Source organism: Streptomyces sp. NPDC030245, from assembly GCF_055572995.1.
Window position 1 is genome coordinate 461554 of record NZ_JBVICF010000005.1, and the last position, 13677, is coordinate 475230.

Annotated in this window: 15 protein-coding genes; 8 read left to right on the forward strand and 7 right to left on the reverse strand. The window is 73.0% G+C overall.

Annotated features, from left to right (window positions below; all coding sequences use genetic code 11):
- Positions 1–10: 10 nt before the first annotated feature.
- Together ACZ4Z4_RS16710 and ACZ4Z4_RS16715 are read right to left on the reverse strand one after the other, a co-directional pair.
- Positions 11–973, reverse strand: coding sequence for a hypothetical protein (locus ACZ4Z4_RS16710; RefSeq protein ID WP_468327430.1), 963 nt, complete (start codon positions 971–973; stop codon positions 11–13).
- A gap of 199 nt (positions 974–1172) precedes the next feature.
- On the reverse strand, positions 1173–2837 hold the full coding sequence (locus ACZ4Z4_RS16715; protein ID WP_468327431.1) for an FAD-binding dehydrogenase: 1665 nt from the start codon (positions 2835–2837) through the stop codon (positions 1173–1175).
- Between the two features lie 152 nt (positions 2838–2989).
- Between ACZ4Z4_RS16715 and ACZ4Z4_RS16720 the strand changes: the two genes are divergently transcribed.
- From ACZ4Z4_RS16720 to ACZ4Z4_RS16740, 5 genes are all read left to right on the forward strand, one after another.
- Complete coding sequence (locus tag ACZ4Z4_RS16720; protein ID WP_468327432.1) at positions 2990–3643, forward strand: TetR/AcrR family transcriptional regulator; 654 nt, start codon at positions 2990–2992, stop codon at positions 3641–3643.
- Complete coding sequence (locus ACZ4Z4_RS16725; protein WP_468327433.1) at positions 3640–4410, forward strand: glucose 1-dehydrogenase; 771 nt, start codon at positions 3640–3642, stop codon at positions 4408–4410. The genes ACZ4Z4_RS16720 and ACZ4Z4_RS16725 overlap by 4 nt, the downstream gene beginning before the upstream one ends.
- 49 nt (positions 4411–4459) lie before the next feature.
- Complete coding sequence (locus tag ACZ4Z4_RS16730; RefSeq protein ID WP_468327434.1) at positions 4460–4996, forward strand: NUDIX hydrolase; 537 nt, start codon at positions 4460–4462, stop codon at positions 4994–4996.
- A 78-nt stretch (positions 4997–5074) separates the two neighbouring features.
- Positions 5075–5467, forward strand: coding sequence for a YidH family protein (locus ACZ4Z4_RS16735; RefSeq protein WP_362991409.1), 393 nt, complete (start codon positions 5075–5077; stop codon positions 5465–5467).
- Positions 5455–5793, forward strand: coding sequence for a DUF202 domain-containing protein (locus tag ACZ4Z4_RS16740; RefSeq protein ID WP_468327435.1), 339 nt, complete (start codon positions 5455–5457; stop codon positions 5791–5793). Before ACZ4Z4_RS16735 ends, ACZ4Z4_RS16740 begins: the two co-directional genes overlap by 13 nt.
- A gap of 41 nt (positions 5794–5834) precedes the next feature.
- Here ACZ4Z4_RS16740 and ACZ4Z4_RS16745 read toward each other — a convergent pair whose 3' ends face one another.
- On the reverse strand, positions 5835–6770 hold the full coding sequence (locus ACZ4Z4_RS16745; protein ID WP_468327436.1) for an NADP-dependent oxidoreductase: 936 nt from the start codon (positions 6768–6770) through the stop codon (positions 5835–5837).
- A 137-nt stretch (positions 6771–6907) separates the two neighbouring features.
- Between ACZ4Z4_RS16745 and ACZ4Z4_RS16750 the strand changes: the two genes are divergently transcribed.
- The 3 genes from ACZ4Z4_RS16750 (at position 6908) to ACZ4Z4_RS16760 (ending at position 9547) form a co-directional block, all read left to right on the forward strand.
- Entirely contained in the window at positions 6908–7204 is a 297-nt protein-coding gene (locus tag ACZ4Z4_RS16750) for a hypothetical protein (protein WP_468327437.1), read from the forward strand.
- 99 nt (positions 7205–7303) lie between these two features.
- Complete coding sequence (locus tag ACZ4Z4_RS16755) at positions 7304–8326, forward strand: phosphotransferase family protein (RefSeq protein WP_468327438.1); 1023 nt, start codon at positions 7304–7306, stop codon at positions 8324–8326.
- A 6-nt stretch (positions 8327–8332) separates the two neighbouring features.
- Positions 8333–9547 carry an acyl-CoA dehydrogenase family protein gene (locus ACZ4Z4_RS16760; protein ID WP_468327439.1) on the forward strand — a complete coding sequence of 405 codons (1215 nt, stop codon included), beginning with the start codon at positions 8333–8335 and terminating at the stop codon, positions 9545–9547.
- 145 nt (positions 9548–9692) lie between these two features.
- Here the strand turns inward: ACZ4Z4_RS16760 and ACZ4Z4_RS16765 are convergent, their stop codons facing one another.
- The 4 genes from ACZ4Z4_RS16765 to ACZ4Z4_RS16780 form a co-directional block, all read right to left on the reverse strand.
- Positions 9693–10289 carry a TetR/AcrR family transcriptional regulator gene (locus ACZ4Z4_RS16765; RefSeq protein ID WP_468327440.1) on the reverse strand — a complete coding sequence of 199 codons (597 nt, stop codon included), beginning with the start codon at positions 10287–10289 and terminating at the stop codon, positions 9693–9695.
- A 22-nt stretch (positions 10290–10311) separates the two neighbouring features.
- Positions 10312–11967: a class I adenylate-forming enzyme family protein gene (locus ACZ4Z4_RS16770; RefSeq protein ID WP_468327692.1), complete on the reverse strand. Its 1656-nt coding sequence runs from the start codon at positions 11965–11967 to the stop codon at positions 10312–10314.
- Positions 11968–12050: 83 nt separating this feature from the next.
- Positions 12051–12818: an SDR family oxidoreductase gene (locus tag ACZ4Z4_RS16775; protein ID WP_468327694.1), complete on the reverse strand. Its 768-nt coding sequence runs from the start codon at positions 12816–12818 to the stop codon at positions 12051–12053.
- A gap of 97 nt (positions 12819–12915) precedes the next feature.
- Positions 12916–13611, reverse strand: a complete 696-nt coding sequence (locus tag ACZ4Z4_RS16780; RefSeq protein WP_468327441.1) for an alpha/beta fold hydrolase — start codon at positions 13609–13611, stop codon at positions 12916–12918.
- Positions 13612–13677 lie beyond the last annotated feature (66 nt).

Below are 13677 nucleotides of genomic sequence, written 5' to 3' on the forward strand. Positions count from 1 at the left end.
GGAGAGTGCTTCAGGCCGCGCCGAACGCGGTGGCCCGCGCGGCGGTGAACGCCGCGAACGGGTCCCGGTCCGGGTACGACCAGGGGGCCGGGGTCGCGTGCCGTCCGATGCGGTGGAAGAGCGCGGCGGCTTCGGCCGCCCTGCCCTCGCAGGACTTCGCGTGGGCAAGGAAGTTGAGGTCGACGTGGCAGCGGGGGTGGCCCGGTTCGTCGGGCGTCTCCCACTCCAGCCACCAGTCGAAGGCGGCCTTCATGACGCCGCGGGCGCGCCGCCCGGACCAGTGTCCGGACGCGGCCGGGTCGGCCGGTTCGAGGCCGGCGGCGGCGAGGACGCGGTAGCGCTCGGCGTGCGCGACGACGGGCAGCACGGCCAGCGGCGAGTCGGCGGGCGCCTGTTCGGCGGCCCAGGCCGCGAAGTCGTACACCTCGTGCATCGGGTCCTGGCCCGCGCCGGGGCGCCGCTCGGCGAGGCGGGCGACCATCAGGTGGTGGGCGTGGTGGTGTTCGGGGTGGCGGTGCCGGATCTCGTCGAAGAGGCGTACGACGTCCTCCTCGTGGCCCAGCGAGCGTTCGAGGAGGAGCAGCGCGAGAATCGGGGTCGGGTCGGCGGGGACGCGCGCGGCGGCGTCGCGGCAGCGGGCCCGCACCCGGTCCGAGCGCTCCTTGCCGCGCAGCGCCTTGTGGACGGCGGCGAAGGCGAGCAGCACCTCGGCGTCGTGGCTCTCGGGCTCGGCGAGCTGCCAGTCGCGGGCCCAGGCGGTGGTGGTCGGCTCCTGGCCCAGTACGTCGAAGCGGTGGCCCCTGCGGTCCCAGTCGTCGCCGGTGGCGGCGAGCAGCGCGCGCACCTCGGTCCAGCGGCCCTGCGCGAGTGCCGCCCGGGCGGTGACGAGTTCGGCGTCGTCGAGTGCGGCGTCGAAGGCGTGCCCCGCGGCTTTTCTGCGGGCGCGGCCCAGTGGGGGTGGGGGTGGTGACACCGCGGGACGTCCTCCCCGGCGCGGCTTGCGAGCGGATGATCACGCACAGCAAAGCGGTAGGCGCTGCTCCACGTCAAGGCCCGGCGGCGCCCTGCCTTCACCAACTCATTTCAAAATCCGCAGACTTCGCCCGCCACCTGGGCGGACGTCCCCTACTCCCCACCGGTCGAGTTCCGCTCAACTCCCGCTGGAGCGCCGGTCAGTTCACCGCCCGGGCGGCCGCGCGGCCCGCCGTGCGCCCCGAGAAGAGGCAGCCGCCGAGGAAGGTGCCTTCGAGGGAGCGGTAGCCGTGCACTCCCCCGCCGCCGAATCCGGCGGCCTCCCCGGCCGCGTACACGCCGGGCAGCGGCTCGCCGCCCTCGGTCAGGACGCGCGAGGAGAGGTCGGTCTCCAGGCCGCCGAGAGTCTTGCGGGTGAGGATGTTGAGGCGGACGGCGATGAGCGGGCCGGCCTTGGGGTCGAGGATGCGGTGCGGGGCGGCGGCGCGGATGAGGCGGTCGCCGAGGAATCTGCGGGCGCCGCGGACGGCCGTGACCTGGAGGTCCTTGGTGAAGGGGTTGGTGATCTCGCGGTCGCGGGCGGCGATGGTGCGGCGCAGGTCGTCCTCGTCGATGAGCGGGGCCGCCGAGTCGCCGGTGAGCGCGTTCATGCCGCGCACGAGGGCGCCGAGCTCCCGCTCCACGACGAAGTCGACGCCGTGGTCCATGAACGCCTTGACGGGGCCCGGCACTTCGGACCTGGCCCGGTCGACGACGCCGCGCACCGACTTGCCGGTCAGGTCGGGGTTCTGCTCGGAACCGCTGAGGGTGAACTCCTTGCCGATGATGCGCTGGTTGAGCACGAACCACGTGTGGTCGTAGCCGGTCTTCATGATGTGGTCGAGGGTGCCGAGGGTGTCGAAGCCGGGGAAGAGCGGCACGGGCAGGCGGCGGCCGTGCGCGTCGAGCCAGAGCGACGAGGGGCCCGGCAGGATGCGGATGCCGTGCCGCTCCCAGATCGGGTTCCAGTTCTCGATGCCCTCGGTGTAGTGCCACATGCGGTCGCGGTTGATGAGGCGGGCCCCGGCGTCCTCCGTGATGCCGAGCATCCTGCCGTCCACGTGCGCGGGGACGCCGGAGATCATCTTGCGGGGCGGGGTGCCGAGCCGCTCGGGCCAGTTGGCGCGGACGAGGTCGTGGTTGCCGCCGATGCCGCCGGAGGTGACGATCACCGCCTGGGCCCGGAGTTCGAAGCCGCCCGTCACCTCGCGGCTGCTGGCCCTGCCCCGCTCGACGGCCGACGGCGCCAGGATCTCGCCGGTGACCGTGTCGACGCCGCCCCCGGTGCGGGCGAGTCCGGTGACGCGGTGCCGGAACCGCGGCTGGACGAGGCCGCGGTCGGCTCCGGCGCGCACCCGCCGGATGAACGGCGCGAGCAGCCCGGGGCCCGTCCCCCAGGTGATGTGGAAGCGGGGCACCGAGTTGCCGTGGCCCTGCGCGTCGTAGCCGCCGCGCTCGGCCCAGCCGACGACGGGGAAGAACCGGACGCCCTGGCCGTGCAGCCAGGGCCGCTTCTCGCCGGCGGCGAAGTCGACGTAGGCCTCGGCCCACTTGCGCGGCCAGTGGTCCTCGGGCCGGTCGAAGGCCGCCGTCCCCATCCAGTCCTGGAGGGCCAGCGCGTGGGAGTCCTTGATCCGCATCCGGCGCTGTTCGGGCGAGTCGACGAAGAAGAGGCCGCCGAAGGACCAGTGCGCCTGACCGCCGAGGCTTTGCTCCGGCTCCTGGTCGAGAAGGATGACCCGGCGCCCCGCGTCGACGAGCTCCGCGGTCGCCGCCAGTCCGGCGAGCCCTGCCCCGATCACGATCACATCTGCGTCGTACGCCATTGAGGTCGTCCTCCTCGACAAGGTCCCGCAAGGTTACTGGTGGGTCATGTGCCGTGCTGGTCGAATCCTGGGCAGCGGTGTGACGCACGTCAACCGGCGGCGGACCGGAACCTTCGCTCGCTTTTAATAATGGCCAGCATTAAAATGTGCTCATGGCCAGGACATCGGGCCCGGAGACCCGGGAGAAGCTCATCCGCGCCGGTGAGGAGGTCTTCGCCGACCAGGGCGTGGACGGCGCCCAGCTGCGCGACATCGTCCGGCTCGCGGGGCAGAGCAACCCCTCCGCGGTGCAGTACCACTTCGGTTCCCGCGGCGGTCTCCTCGACGCCGTGATGGCCGCGCGCCAGCAGCGCACCGAGCGGGTGCTCGCCGCCGAGCTGGAGCGCGCCGGGGGCGCCGCGGCGGATCTGCGCGGACTGCTGACCGCTCTGGTGAACGCCGAGGCGGGCGAGTTGCGCACCGAGCGCGGGCGGCGCTGTCTGCGCATCTCCGCCCAGCTCAGCCACGAGAGCGGCGTGCGCACCCGCACCCCGCACCCCACCATCGCCGGCACCGTCTACTGGACCGTGATCGGCCGGATCGAGGACTGTCTGACCCGCCCGGCGCCCGGCCTGCCCGAACCCCTCCGGCTCGAACGGCTCGACCTCGCGCTCACGGTGATCGGCGCCGCCCTGGGCGACCGCGCCCGTCAGTACCTGGCCGGGACTACCCCCCTGACCGGCGAGGACGTCTTCCTCGCCGACCTCGTCGAGACCACCGCGGCGCTGCTGCGGGCCCCGCGACCCACCCTTGGAGAGACCCCATGACCCAGCACGACCTCACCGGCAGGACCGTCGTCATCACCGGCGCCGCACGCGGGCTCGGCGCCGAGGCCGCCCGGCAGGCCGTCGCCGCGGGAGCCAACGTCGTCCTGACCGACGTGCTCGACGAGGAGGGCGGCGCCGTCGCCGCCGAGCTCGGCGAGCGCGCCCGCTTCGCGCGCCACGACGTGACGTCCGAGGCGGACTGGCAGCGCGTCGCCGACCTCGCGGTCGCCGAGTTCGGCGCGCTCCACGGCCTGGTGAACAACGCCGGTGTCTCCACCGGCCAGTTCCTGGAGTCCGAGTCCGTCGAACACTTCCGCAAGGTGCTCGACATCAACCTCACCGGCGTGTTCATCGGCATGAAGACCGTCGTGCCCGCCATGAAGGAGGCCGGGGGCGGCTCCATCGTCAACGTCTCCTCGGCCGCGGGCCTGATGGGCCTCGCGCTCACCGCGGGCTACGGCGCGTCGAAGTGGGGCGTGCGCGGCCTCACCAAGATCGGCGCCGTCGAGCTCGGCACGGCCCGGATCCGCGTCAACTCCGTCCACCCCGGCATGACGTACACCCCGATGACCGCTCAGATAGGCATCGAGCAGGGCGAGGGCAAGTACCCCAACACCCCGATGGGCCGGGTCGGCGAGGCGCACGAGATCGCGGGCGCGATGGTCTTCCTGCTCTCCGACGCCGCGTCCTACGTGACCGGCGCCGAGCTGGCCGTCGACGGCGGCTGGACGGCCGGACCCACCGTCAAGTATGTCATGGGGCAGTGAACCGGACCCGCCGCCCGGTCTCGCGACCGGGTTGGGGTTGGATGGCGGCATGACGGCGAACAGCGGACCCGTGCCCGACCCCAGCGCAGAGATGATCACCATCGTCGACGAGAACGACGACGTGGTCGGCGAGGCCCCGCGCGGTGAGGCGTACGCGCGGGGCCTGCGCCACCGCTGCGTGTTCGTCCTGGCGCGGGACGCGGAGGGCCGCGTCTTCGTGCACCGCCGCACCCCGGTCAAGCTGGTCTTCCCCTCGTTGTACGACATGTTCGTGGGCGGGGTGGTCGGGGCGGGCGAGTCGTACGACGACGCGGCGCTGCGCGAGGCGGAGGAGGAGCTGGGCGTGCGGGGGCTGCCGCGCCCCACGCCGCTGTTCAAGTTCCTGTACGACGACGGCGCGGGGAAGTCCTGGTGGTCGTATCTCTATGAGGTCCGCTGCGAGCTGCCGGTGCGGCCGCAGGTCGAGGAGGTCGCCTGGCACTCCTTCGTCACCGAGGACGAGCTGGAGCGCCGGCTCGGCGAGTGGGAGTGGGTGCCGGACGGGCTCGACGCGTACCACCGCCTGCGGGCCTTCCGCGCGAGCTGATCGCCGCCGATCACTACTCATCACTGCTGATCACTGCTGATCACCGCGGCACGGTTGATCACGGCTTATGGTGCGGCCGTGAGCAACTTCGTACAGAATCTGCGCCTGTGGTTCGCCCCGGAGCGCGTCCGCGAGGAGGGTGACACCCCCGACTACCGCTTCTCGCTCGCCAACGAACGCACCTTCCTGGCCTGGCTGCGCACCGCCCTGGCGCTGATCGGCGGCGGCTTCGCCGTCGACCAGTTCCTGCCGGACCTGCGGTGGGGCTGGCGGATCGGCCTCGCCCTCGCGCTGCTCGCCGCGGGCGTCCTGTGCTCGCTGCGCGCGGTGAACCACTGGGTGCGCTGCGAGCGCGCCATGCGACGCGGGGACGACCTGCCGGCCGGCCGGTTCCCGACCGTGCTGAGCCTGGTGGTCGCGGTGGTCGCGCTCGCCATGGTGGTGGTCGTGCTCTTCGGGTGGGAGGGGTGACGCGGCGGAGACCGGAGGGCGGGCGGGTCCGCGACCCGGGTCTGCAACCGGAGCGCACCCGCCTCGCCTGGCGGCGCACCACGCTGTCGTGCACGGTCGCCGCGGTGCTCGCCGCCCGAGCGGTGCTCCACGACGGGAGCACCGCTCTCGGCGTGCTGGCCTGCGCGGTGTGTCTGCTGCTCTGGCTCGGGTTTCTGCTGGTCGCGCACCGCAGGATGGCCGCCCTGACCTCGCACCCACCGCGGACGCTGCCGCTCCGGTCGGCGTGGACGGCGGCGCTGTGCACGCTGGCGCTCGCGGTGTGCGCGGCGCTGATGCTGGTCTGAGCGATCCCGCGCGGCCCCGGCCCGCCCGGGTTCAGCCGTCTTCAGTCCCCTTGCTCCACCGTCACCACGATCTTGCCGCGGGTGCGGCCCTCCTCGCTCAGCCGGTGTGCGTCGGCCGCCCGCTCCAGCGGGAACGTCGCGTCCACGTGGACGGTCACGACGTCCTGTTCCGCAAGCTCGGACAGGCGCTGGAGGTCGGCGGCGACGGGGCGTACGAAGCAGTAGTGGCCGCCCATGCCGAGCACCGCGCCGTCCGCGATGGACGCGAGACGGCCGCCGGGCGCGAGGAGTTCGGCGGACGCCTTGAGCGTGTCGCCGCCGATCGTGTCGAAGGCCGCGTCGACCCCCTCCGCGGCGAGCGCGCGGACCCGTTCGACGAGCCCGTCCCCGTACGTGACCGGCTCGGCGCCGAGCTCCCGCAGGTAGGCGTGGTTGCGCTCGCTCGCGGTGCCGATGACCCGGGCCCCCGCGTGCCGGGCGAGCTGCACGGCGATCGAGCCGACACCGCCGGCCGCCGCGTGCACGAGGACCACGTCCCCCTCGGTCACCTTCAGGGCCTGGTCGATGACCTGGTAGGCGGTGAGACCGGCGAGCGGCAGGCCCGCGGCCTCCTCGAAGGTGAGGTTGCGCGGCTTGCGGGCGAGGGTGCGCACCGGGGCCGCGACGTACTCCGCGAAGGTGCCGCGGGAGAGGAAGTCCTCGCGCACATAGCCGATGACCTCGTCGCCGACGGCGAACTCCGGGGCGGAGGCGCCCGGCTGGACGACCACGCCCGCGACGTCCCAGCCGGGGACCACGGGGAAGACCGGTTCCAGGAGGCCGTCGAGATGGCCCTCGCGGCACTTCCAGTCGACGGGGTTCACGGCCGCGGCGCGCACCTTCACGAGGACGGAGTCGGGCCCGACCTTCGGGTCGCGCACCTCTCCGTACTCGAGGACTTCGGGCCCGCCGTAGCTGCGGTAGCTGATCGCCTTCATGGGGGTCGCCTTCGCGGAGGAGAGGGAGACAGCGGAGGACAGAGAAAACACTGCAAGGCTCGCATAAAGGAATAAACGGGGCATGGGCGGCTAGCCTGAGAGAGTCACCGTCCCCCACGCCACAGAAGGTGCGCGTCATGACCACGCTCCACCACGAACACCCGGTGCACGACCACATCCACGGCCCGGCCTGCGGCCACCCCGAGGTGCCGCACGGCGACCACGTCGACTACGCGCACGACGGCCACCTGCACCGGCTCCACACCGACCACTACGACGAGTGCGAGCCCGCCGGGCATGTCGCCCACCAGGGCCATGACCACCGGCACGGCGACGGCTGCGGGCACCCCTCCGTCCGCCACGGCGACCACGTCGACTACCTCCACGACGGCCACCGGCACGCCGCGCACGACGGACACTGGGACGACCACTGACCGCTCCGGGAAAGGCCCGGAGCGGGGGCCTCTGGACGGCATACCGACTGGTCGGCATCATGGTGTGGCACGCCACCACCACGCCGATCAGGAGCGAAGATGAGCGCAGACCACCCGCCGGGCCTCGACCTCGACCAGTTGCGCGGCCACCTCGACCGCGAGCGGCCCGGCCTGGTCGGCGGGCCGCTCTCCGCCCGGCTCATCGAGGGCGGCCGGTCGAACCTCACGTACGCCGTCACCGACGGCACGTCGCGCTGGGTGGTCCGGCGCCCCCCGCTCGGCCACGTCCTCGCCACCGCGCACGACATGAAGCGCGAGCACCGCGTGATCGCGGCGCTGCACCCGACGGACGTGCCGGTGCCCGCCCCCGTCCTGCTCTGCGAGGACGACTCCGTCGTCGGGGCGCCGTTCTACGTGATGGAGTTCGTGGACGGCACGCCGTACCGCACCGCCGAGGAGCTCGCCCCGCTCGGCCCCGAGCGCACCCGTGACGCGGTGCTCGGCCTCGTCGACACCCTCGTCGACCTGCACGCCGTCGACCCGGCGGCCGTCGGGCTCGGCGACTTCGGGCGGCCCGACGGGTTCCTCGACCGGCAGCTGCGCCGCTGGGGCAAGCAGCTCGACGCGTCCCGCAACCGCGAGCTCGCGGGCATCGACGAGCTGCACGCGGCGCTCGGGCGCTCGCTGCCCGGCTCGCCCGCGCCGACCGTCGTCCACGGCGACTACCGCCTCGACAACGTCCTGATCGGTGACGACGACCGGATCAAGGCCATCCTCGACTGGGAGATGTCGACGCTCGGCGATCCGCTCACCGACCTCGGTCTGCTCGTGATGTACAGCGCGAGGCTGGAGGTGCCCGACTCCCCCGTCAGCACCACCGCGGGCGCGCCGGGCCACCCGGACCCGGCCGAGCTGATCGAGCGGTACGCCGCGCGCTCGGGGCGCGACGTGTCGGCGATCTCCTGGTACACGGCGTTCGCGTGGTTCAAGCTCGCCGTGATCCTGGAGGGCATCCACTACCGCTACACGCTGGGCCAGACGGTCGGTGCGGGCTTCGACCGGATCGGCGAGCTGGTGCCCGTGTTCATCGAGCACGGTCTGACGACCCTCCAGGAAGGCTGACCCGCCGTGGACTTCGCATTCGACGCCCGCACCGAAGAGCTGCGGGCCAGGCTCCTCGCCTTCATGGACGAGCACGTGTACCCGGCGGAGGCCGTCGCCGACGAGCAGCGCGCCGCGCTCGCCTCGCCCTGGGACGCCCCTGCCGTGGTCGAGGAGCTGAAGGCCGAGGCCCGCGGGCAGGGCCTGTGGAACCTCTTCCTGCCCGACGCGGAACACGGCGCGGGCCTCACCAACCTCCAGTACGCCCCGCTCGCCGAGATCACCGGCCGCTCCCCGCAACTCGCCCCCACCGCGCTGAACTGCGCCGCGCCCGACACCGGCAACATGGAGGTGCTCGCGCAGTTCGGCAGCGACGAGCAGAAGAAGCGGTGGCTGGAGCCGCTGCTCGCCGGTGAGATCCGTTCGGCGTTCGCGATGACCGAGCCGGAGGTGGCCTCCTCCGACGCCACGAACATCACCACGCTCATCGAGCGCGACGGCGACGAGTACGTCATCACCGGCCGCAAGTGGTACATCTCCGGGGCGATGAACCCGGACTGCAAGATCTTCATCGTGATGGGCAAGACCGACCCCGACGGTGCCGACATCCGCCGCCAGCAGTCCATGGTCCTCGTCCCGCGCGACGCCCCGGGCCTCGAAGTGCGGCGCGCCATGCGGGTGTACGGATACGAGGACCACTACCACGGCGGTCACGCGGAGGTCGTCTTCGACCACGTCCGGGTCCCCGTGTCGAACCTGATCGGCGAGGAGGGCGGCGGTTTCGCCATCGCGCAGGCGCGGCTCGGCCCCGGCCGCATCCACCACTGCATGCGGCTGATCGGCATGGCGGAGCGGGCCATCGAGCTGATGTGCCGACGGGCCGTGTCGCGTACGGCGTTCGGCAAGCCGCTCGCGCAGCAAGGCGTCGTGCAGGAGTGGATCGCGGACGCGCGGGTCGCCGTCGAGCAGCTGCGGCTCCTGGTCCTGAAGACGGCGTGGCTGATGGACACGGTCGGCAACAAGGGCGCGCACACGGAGATCCAGTCCATCAAGATCGCGACGCCGCGCGCGGTGGTGGACATCCTCGACCGGGCCGTGCAGTTGCACGGGGCGGGGGGTGTCAGCCAGGACTTCCCGCTCGCGGAACTGTGGGCGGCGGCGCGGACGCTGCGCTTGGCGGACGGGCCGGACGAGGTGCACCAGCGGTCGCTGGCGCGGCGAGAACTGAAGCGGTACGTATAGCGCCCCGTCAGGGGCGCGGGGAACTGCGCGCGCGACCCCCGGCGGGCCGCACCCGCCGTAGAACCTGCCGCGGCAGACGCGACCGCGCCCCGGCGGGGGCTGAGCGCGCAGTTCCCCGCGCCCCTACGGGCGCGCGCCCGGCCCCTTACGGGGTCCGCAGGGCCCGTAGGAGGAGGTCGGCCAGGTGGTCGGCGACCTGTTGCGGGGAGAGCGGGCCCTCCGGGCGATACCACGTGGACAGGTGGTGGACCGACCCGAAGTGGTAGTCCACCACCAGGTCCGCGGGGGTCGCCGTGGAGAAGACGCCGGACTCCTGGCCCTCCTCGATCAGGGCCCGGAAGCGCTCGTGGTAGCGGCGCCGCTCGGCGCGGACCTGCTTGTTCTTCTCCGGGCTGAGGCTGTGCATGGAGCGGAAGAAGATCGACGCGTCGTCGAGGTTGTCGATGGTGGTGACCACGACGTCCGCGGCGGCGGCCCTGACCCGCTCGGCGACGGGCGCGTCCGCGTCGGCGATGGCGTCGAGCCGCTCCTGCTGGACGCGGAGCAGCCGGGCGTAGACCTCGTGCAGCAGGTCGTCCTTGGAGCCGAAGTAGTGGTAGAGCGCGCCCTTGGTGACGCCGGCCGCCTCGACGATCTCCTGTACCGAGGTGCGGTCGTAGCCCTGGTCGGCGAAGAGCCTGGTGGCGGCGGCGAGGAGTCGCTGCGGGACGGGCGTGCCGTCACCGTCCGTCGTTCTGGCCACTGCCGCCACCCTGCCTCTCGCGTCACTTGCCGTGCTGTGCCCGGGAACGCAGTTCCCGTCGGAGGATCTTCCCACTTGTCGTCTTCGGCAACTCCGTCAGGATCTCCACCTCGCGCGGATATTTGTACGCCGCCAGCCGCTCCTTGCAGTACGCGGCGAGCTCGTCGGGTGCCGTGCCGCTGCCCGGACGGAGGCTGACGTACGCCTTCACGGTCTCTCCCCGGTAGCTGTCGGGGATGCCGACGACGGCCGCCTCGCGCACGGCGGGGTGGGTGTAGAGGACGTCCTCGACCTCGCGGGGCCACACCTTGAAGCCGGACGCGTTGATCATGTCCTTCTTGCGGTCGACGACGTAGAGCCAGCCGGCCGGGTCCATGAACCCGATGTCGCCGGTGCGCAGTTCGCCGTCGGGGAAGGTCTCGGCGGTGGCGTCGGGCCGCTGCCAGTAGCCGGGCACCACCTGCGGGCCGCGGACGACGATCTCGCCGTGCTCCCCGAACGGCACTTCGCGGCCGAGGTCGTCCAGGATGCGTACGACCGTCTCGGGCCCCGGGACGCCGACGGCGAGGGTGCCGGAGACGGGGTCGACGGGTGCCTCCTGGCCCGGCGGCACCGAGGCGCAGGGCGCGGTGCACTCGGTGAGGCCGTAGCCGTTGTGGAGGTAGGGGCCGAAGGACGCGCGGAACTTCTCGACGAGGGCCGGGGGCAGCGGCGCGCCGCCCGAGGAGATCATCGCGAAGGAGTCGAAGTGGGCGCGGGTCACCGACGGGTGGGCGGCCAGCGCCATGAAGGCCGTGGAGGGTCCGACCGTGTAGGCGGGGCGGTGCTCGGCGAAGGCGTCGAGGACCACGCCGGCCTCGAAGCGGTAGGCGAGCGCGAGGGTGCCCGCGTTGGCGATGCACGCGGCGACCTGCGCGACCATGCCGGTGATGTGGAAGAGCGGCGCCATCGCGAAGTAGCAGGCGCCTTCCGGTATCCCGGAGCCGGCGCGCTGGCGTTCGGCGTTGTAGGTGATGTTGCCGTGGGTGTTCATGGCGCCCTTGGGGGTGCCGCTGGTGCCCGACGTGTAGCTGATCAGCGCGGTGTCGGAGGGGCCGACGGCGCGGTCGCCGGGGGCGGGCAGCCCCTGGCACGCGACCGCCACCAGGTCGTCGGCGTCGGCGGCGGGCGGCAGGCGCTCGAAGTCGAGGACCCGGGTGTCGCCCCGGGTCTGGAGGTCGAGCTGGCAGGCGGTGAGGACGACGCGCACCGGCGAGTTCGCCGCGGTGTCGCGCAGATACGCCTCCCAGGCGCGGTCCGAGCAGATCAGCGCGGTCACCCCGGCGTCCGCGAGGACGTGTCCGACCTCCGCCGACCGGTACATGGGGTTGACGGGGACGACCGTCGCGCCCGCCTTCCAGGCGCCGAGGAGCGCGAGCACGAAGTGCGGGGTGTTCTGGAGGAGGATCGCGACACGGTCGCCGCGGGCGACGCCGCGCGCGGCCAGGTGTCCGGCGACGGAGTCGCTGAGGGCGTCGGTCTCGCGGTAGCTCAGGCGCCCGTCGAAGTAGGCGAGGGCGGTGTGCTCGGGGGCGCGGGCGACGGCCGCGCGGAAGGCGTCGGGGACGGAGGCGGCGGGGTGCACGGGGGCGCGCTGGGCGTCGTTGAGCCGGGCGAGCCAGGGCTTGGCCGCGTACAGGGATCCTGCGGGCGTGCGGTCGTGAGCGCCGTCGCGGGCCTGGTGGTGCGTGCGGTCACGGGGCTGGTCGTGCGGGCGGTCGTTCACCGGTCGGTCGCCTCCCACTTCTGCTGGATGTGGTTCATGCCCTTCAGCCACTTGTCGGGGGTCTCGGCGCGGGCCCGGTAGAACGCGGCGACCTCGGGGTGCGGCAGGATCAGGAAGCGGTCCTCCGCCATGCCGGCGAAGAGCGCGGCGGCGACGTCGTCCGGCTCGATGGCGGTGGGCGTGAGGACGAGGTCGCCCGCGGTGCCGGTGGCGGCGAGCATGTCGGTGCGGACGCCCTGCGGGCAGATCGCGTGGACCTTGAGGCCGCGGTGGCGGTAGGTGAGCGAGAGCCATTCGGCGAAGGCGTACGCGCCGTGCTTGGTGACGCTGTAGGGCGCGGCGCCGATCATGGTGAGCAGGCCGGCCGCGGAGACCGTGGAGACGAAGCGGCCGCTGCCGCGCTCCAGCCAGTCGGGGAGCAGCGCGTGGGCCGCCCGTACGTGCGCCATCACGTTGACGTCCCAGGCCGCGGCCCAGACCTCCTCGGGCGCGGCCTCGCTGCCGCCGGATCCGAGTCCCGCGTTGGCGCAGTACACGTCGACCGTGCCGCCGAGCGCCTCGCGGGCCTGCGGCACGACGCCGGACGCGTCGCCCGGTACAGCGATGCCGCCCACCTCGTCGGCGACGGCTTCCGCCTTGGCGCCGTCGAGGTCGTTGACGACGACGCGCGCTCCCTGCGCGGCGAAGCGGCGGGCGAGCGCGGCCCCGATGCCGCCGCCTCCGCCCGTGACGACGACTCCCTTGTCCCGCAAGGTTTCCACGATGGTTCTCCTTCGCCCGCGGCTCGGCTTCGCTGGCAGACTAACCAGTCGGTATGTCGTGGCGAAAGGGGGGCGCGGAGGTCGTGGGCGGCCGGACGGCTCAGGTGCGCGCGCTCGCGTGGAGGACCCTCGCCAGCTCGCGGGGCTGGGAGAACATCGGCCAGTGGCCCGTGTCCATCTCGACGAGGCGCCAGTGCGCGCTCTTGAGGAGCTCGGCCACGTCGTCCACCGGCTCGGCGCCGTCGAGCAGGCACTTGATGTACGTCGTGGGGAGTTCGCCGAGGGAGCGCTCCAGCACGGCGGGCTCGGTGAGGGTGGCGCCCGGGTGCGGGGTCGTGCCGCCGGCGATCCGGGCGATCTGCTCGCTGTCGAGGTCCTGGCCGTCGAAGTCCGCCGCGTCCGGCACCCAGGAGCCGCCGTCCTCGGCGAGCCGGGCCTCGAACGCGGGCTGCCCCTGCCACCACATCGACGCGAAGGACTCGCCGTCGACGGGCACGACGGCGTCGACGAACACGACGCGCCCGAGCCGGTCCCCGATCCGCTCGGCGGCCTGGCCGACGGGGATGCCCGCGTAGCTGTGTCCGACGAGGACGACATCGCGCAGGCCGAGCCGTTCGACCTCGTCGACGACGTCCCGCACGTGGGTCTGCTGTCCGGCGGGCGCGCCCTGCTTGTCGGCGAGGCCCGAGAGCGTCAGCGGATGGGCGCCGTGCCCGGCGGCCCGCAGCTCACGCGCCACGTCGTCCCACGCCCACGAGCCGAGCCACGCCCCTGCCACCAGTATGAAATCCGCCATGCCGCCGAACGTACACGCCATGGCGGTGGTGGGGCAGACCCCACCGGCCGTGGGGGTGTCTGCCGG

Excerpts from the sequence above, each read along its gene's own strand:
- ACZ4Z4_RS16780 (WP_468327441.1), bottom strand. The coding sequence starts at position 13,611 with ATGGCGGATTTCATACTGGTGGCAGGGGCGTGGCTCGGCTCGTGGGCG.
- ACZ4Z4_RS16720 (WP_468327432.1), top strand. The coding sequence starts at position 2,990 with ATGGCCAGGACATCGGGCCCGGAGACCCGGGAGAAGCTCATCCGCGCC.
- ACZ4Z4_RS16750 (WP_468327437.1), top strand. The coding sequence starts at position 6,908 with ATGACCACGCTCCACCACGAACACCCGGTGCACGACCACATCCACGGC.
- ACZ4Z4_RS16755 (WP_468327438.1), top strand. The coding sequence starts at position 7,304 with ATGAGCGCAGACCACCCGCCGGGCCTCGACCTCGACCAGTTGCGCGGC.
- ACZ4Z4_RS16715 (WP_468327431.1), bottom strand. The coding sequence starts at position 2,837 with ATGGCGTACGACGCAGATGTGATCGTGATCGGGGCAGGGCTCGCCGGA.
- ACZ4Z4_RS16730 (WP_468327434.1), top strand. The coding sequence starts at position 4,460 with ATGACGGCGAACAGCGGACCCGTGCCCGACCCCAGCGCAGAGATGATC.
- ACZ4Z4_RS16745 (WP_468327436.1), bottom strand. The coding sequence starts at position 6,770 with ATGAAGGCGATCAGCTACCGCAGCTACGGCGGGCCCGAAGTCCTCGAG.
- ACZ4Z4_RS16725 (WP_468327433.1), top strand. The coding sequence starts at position 3,640 with ATGACCCAGCACGACCTCACCGGCAGGACCGTCGTCATCACCGGCGCC.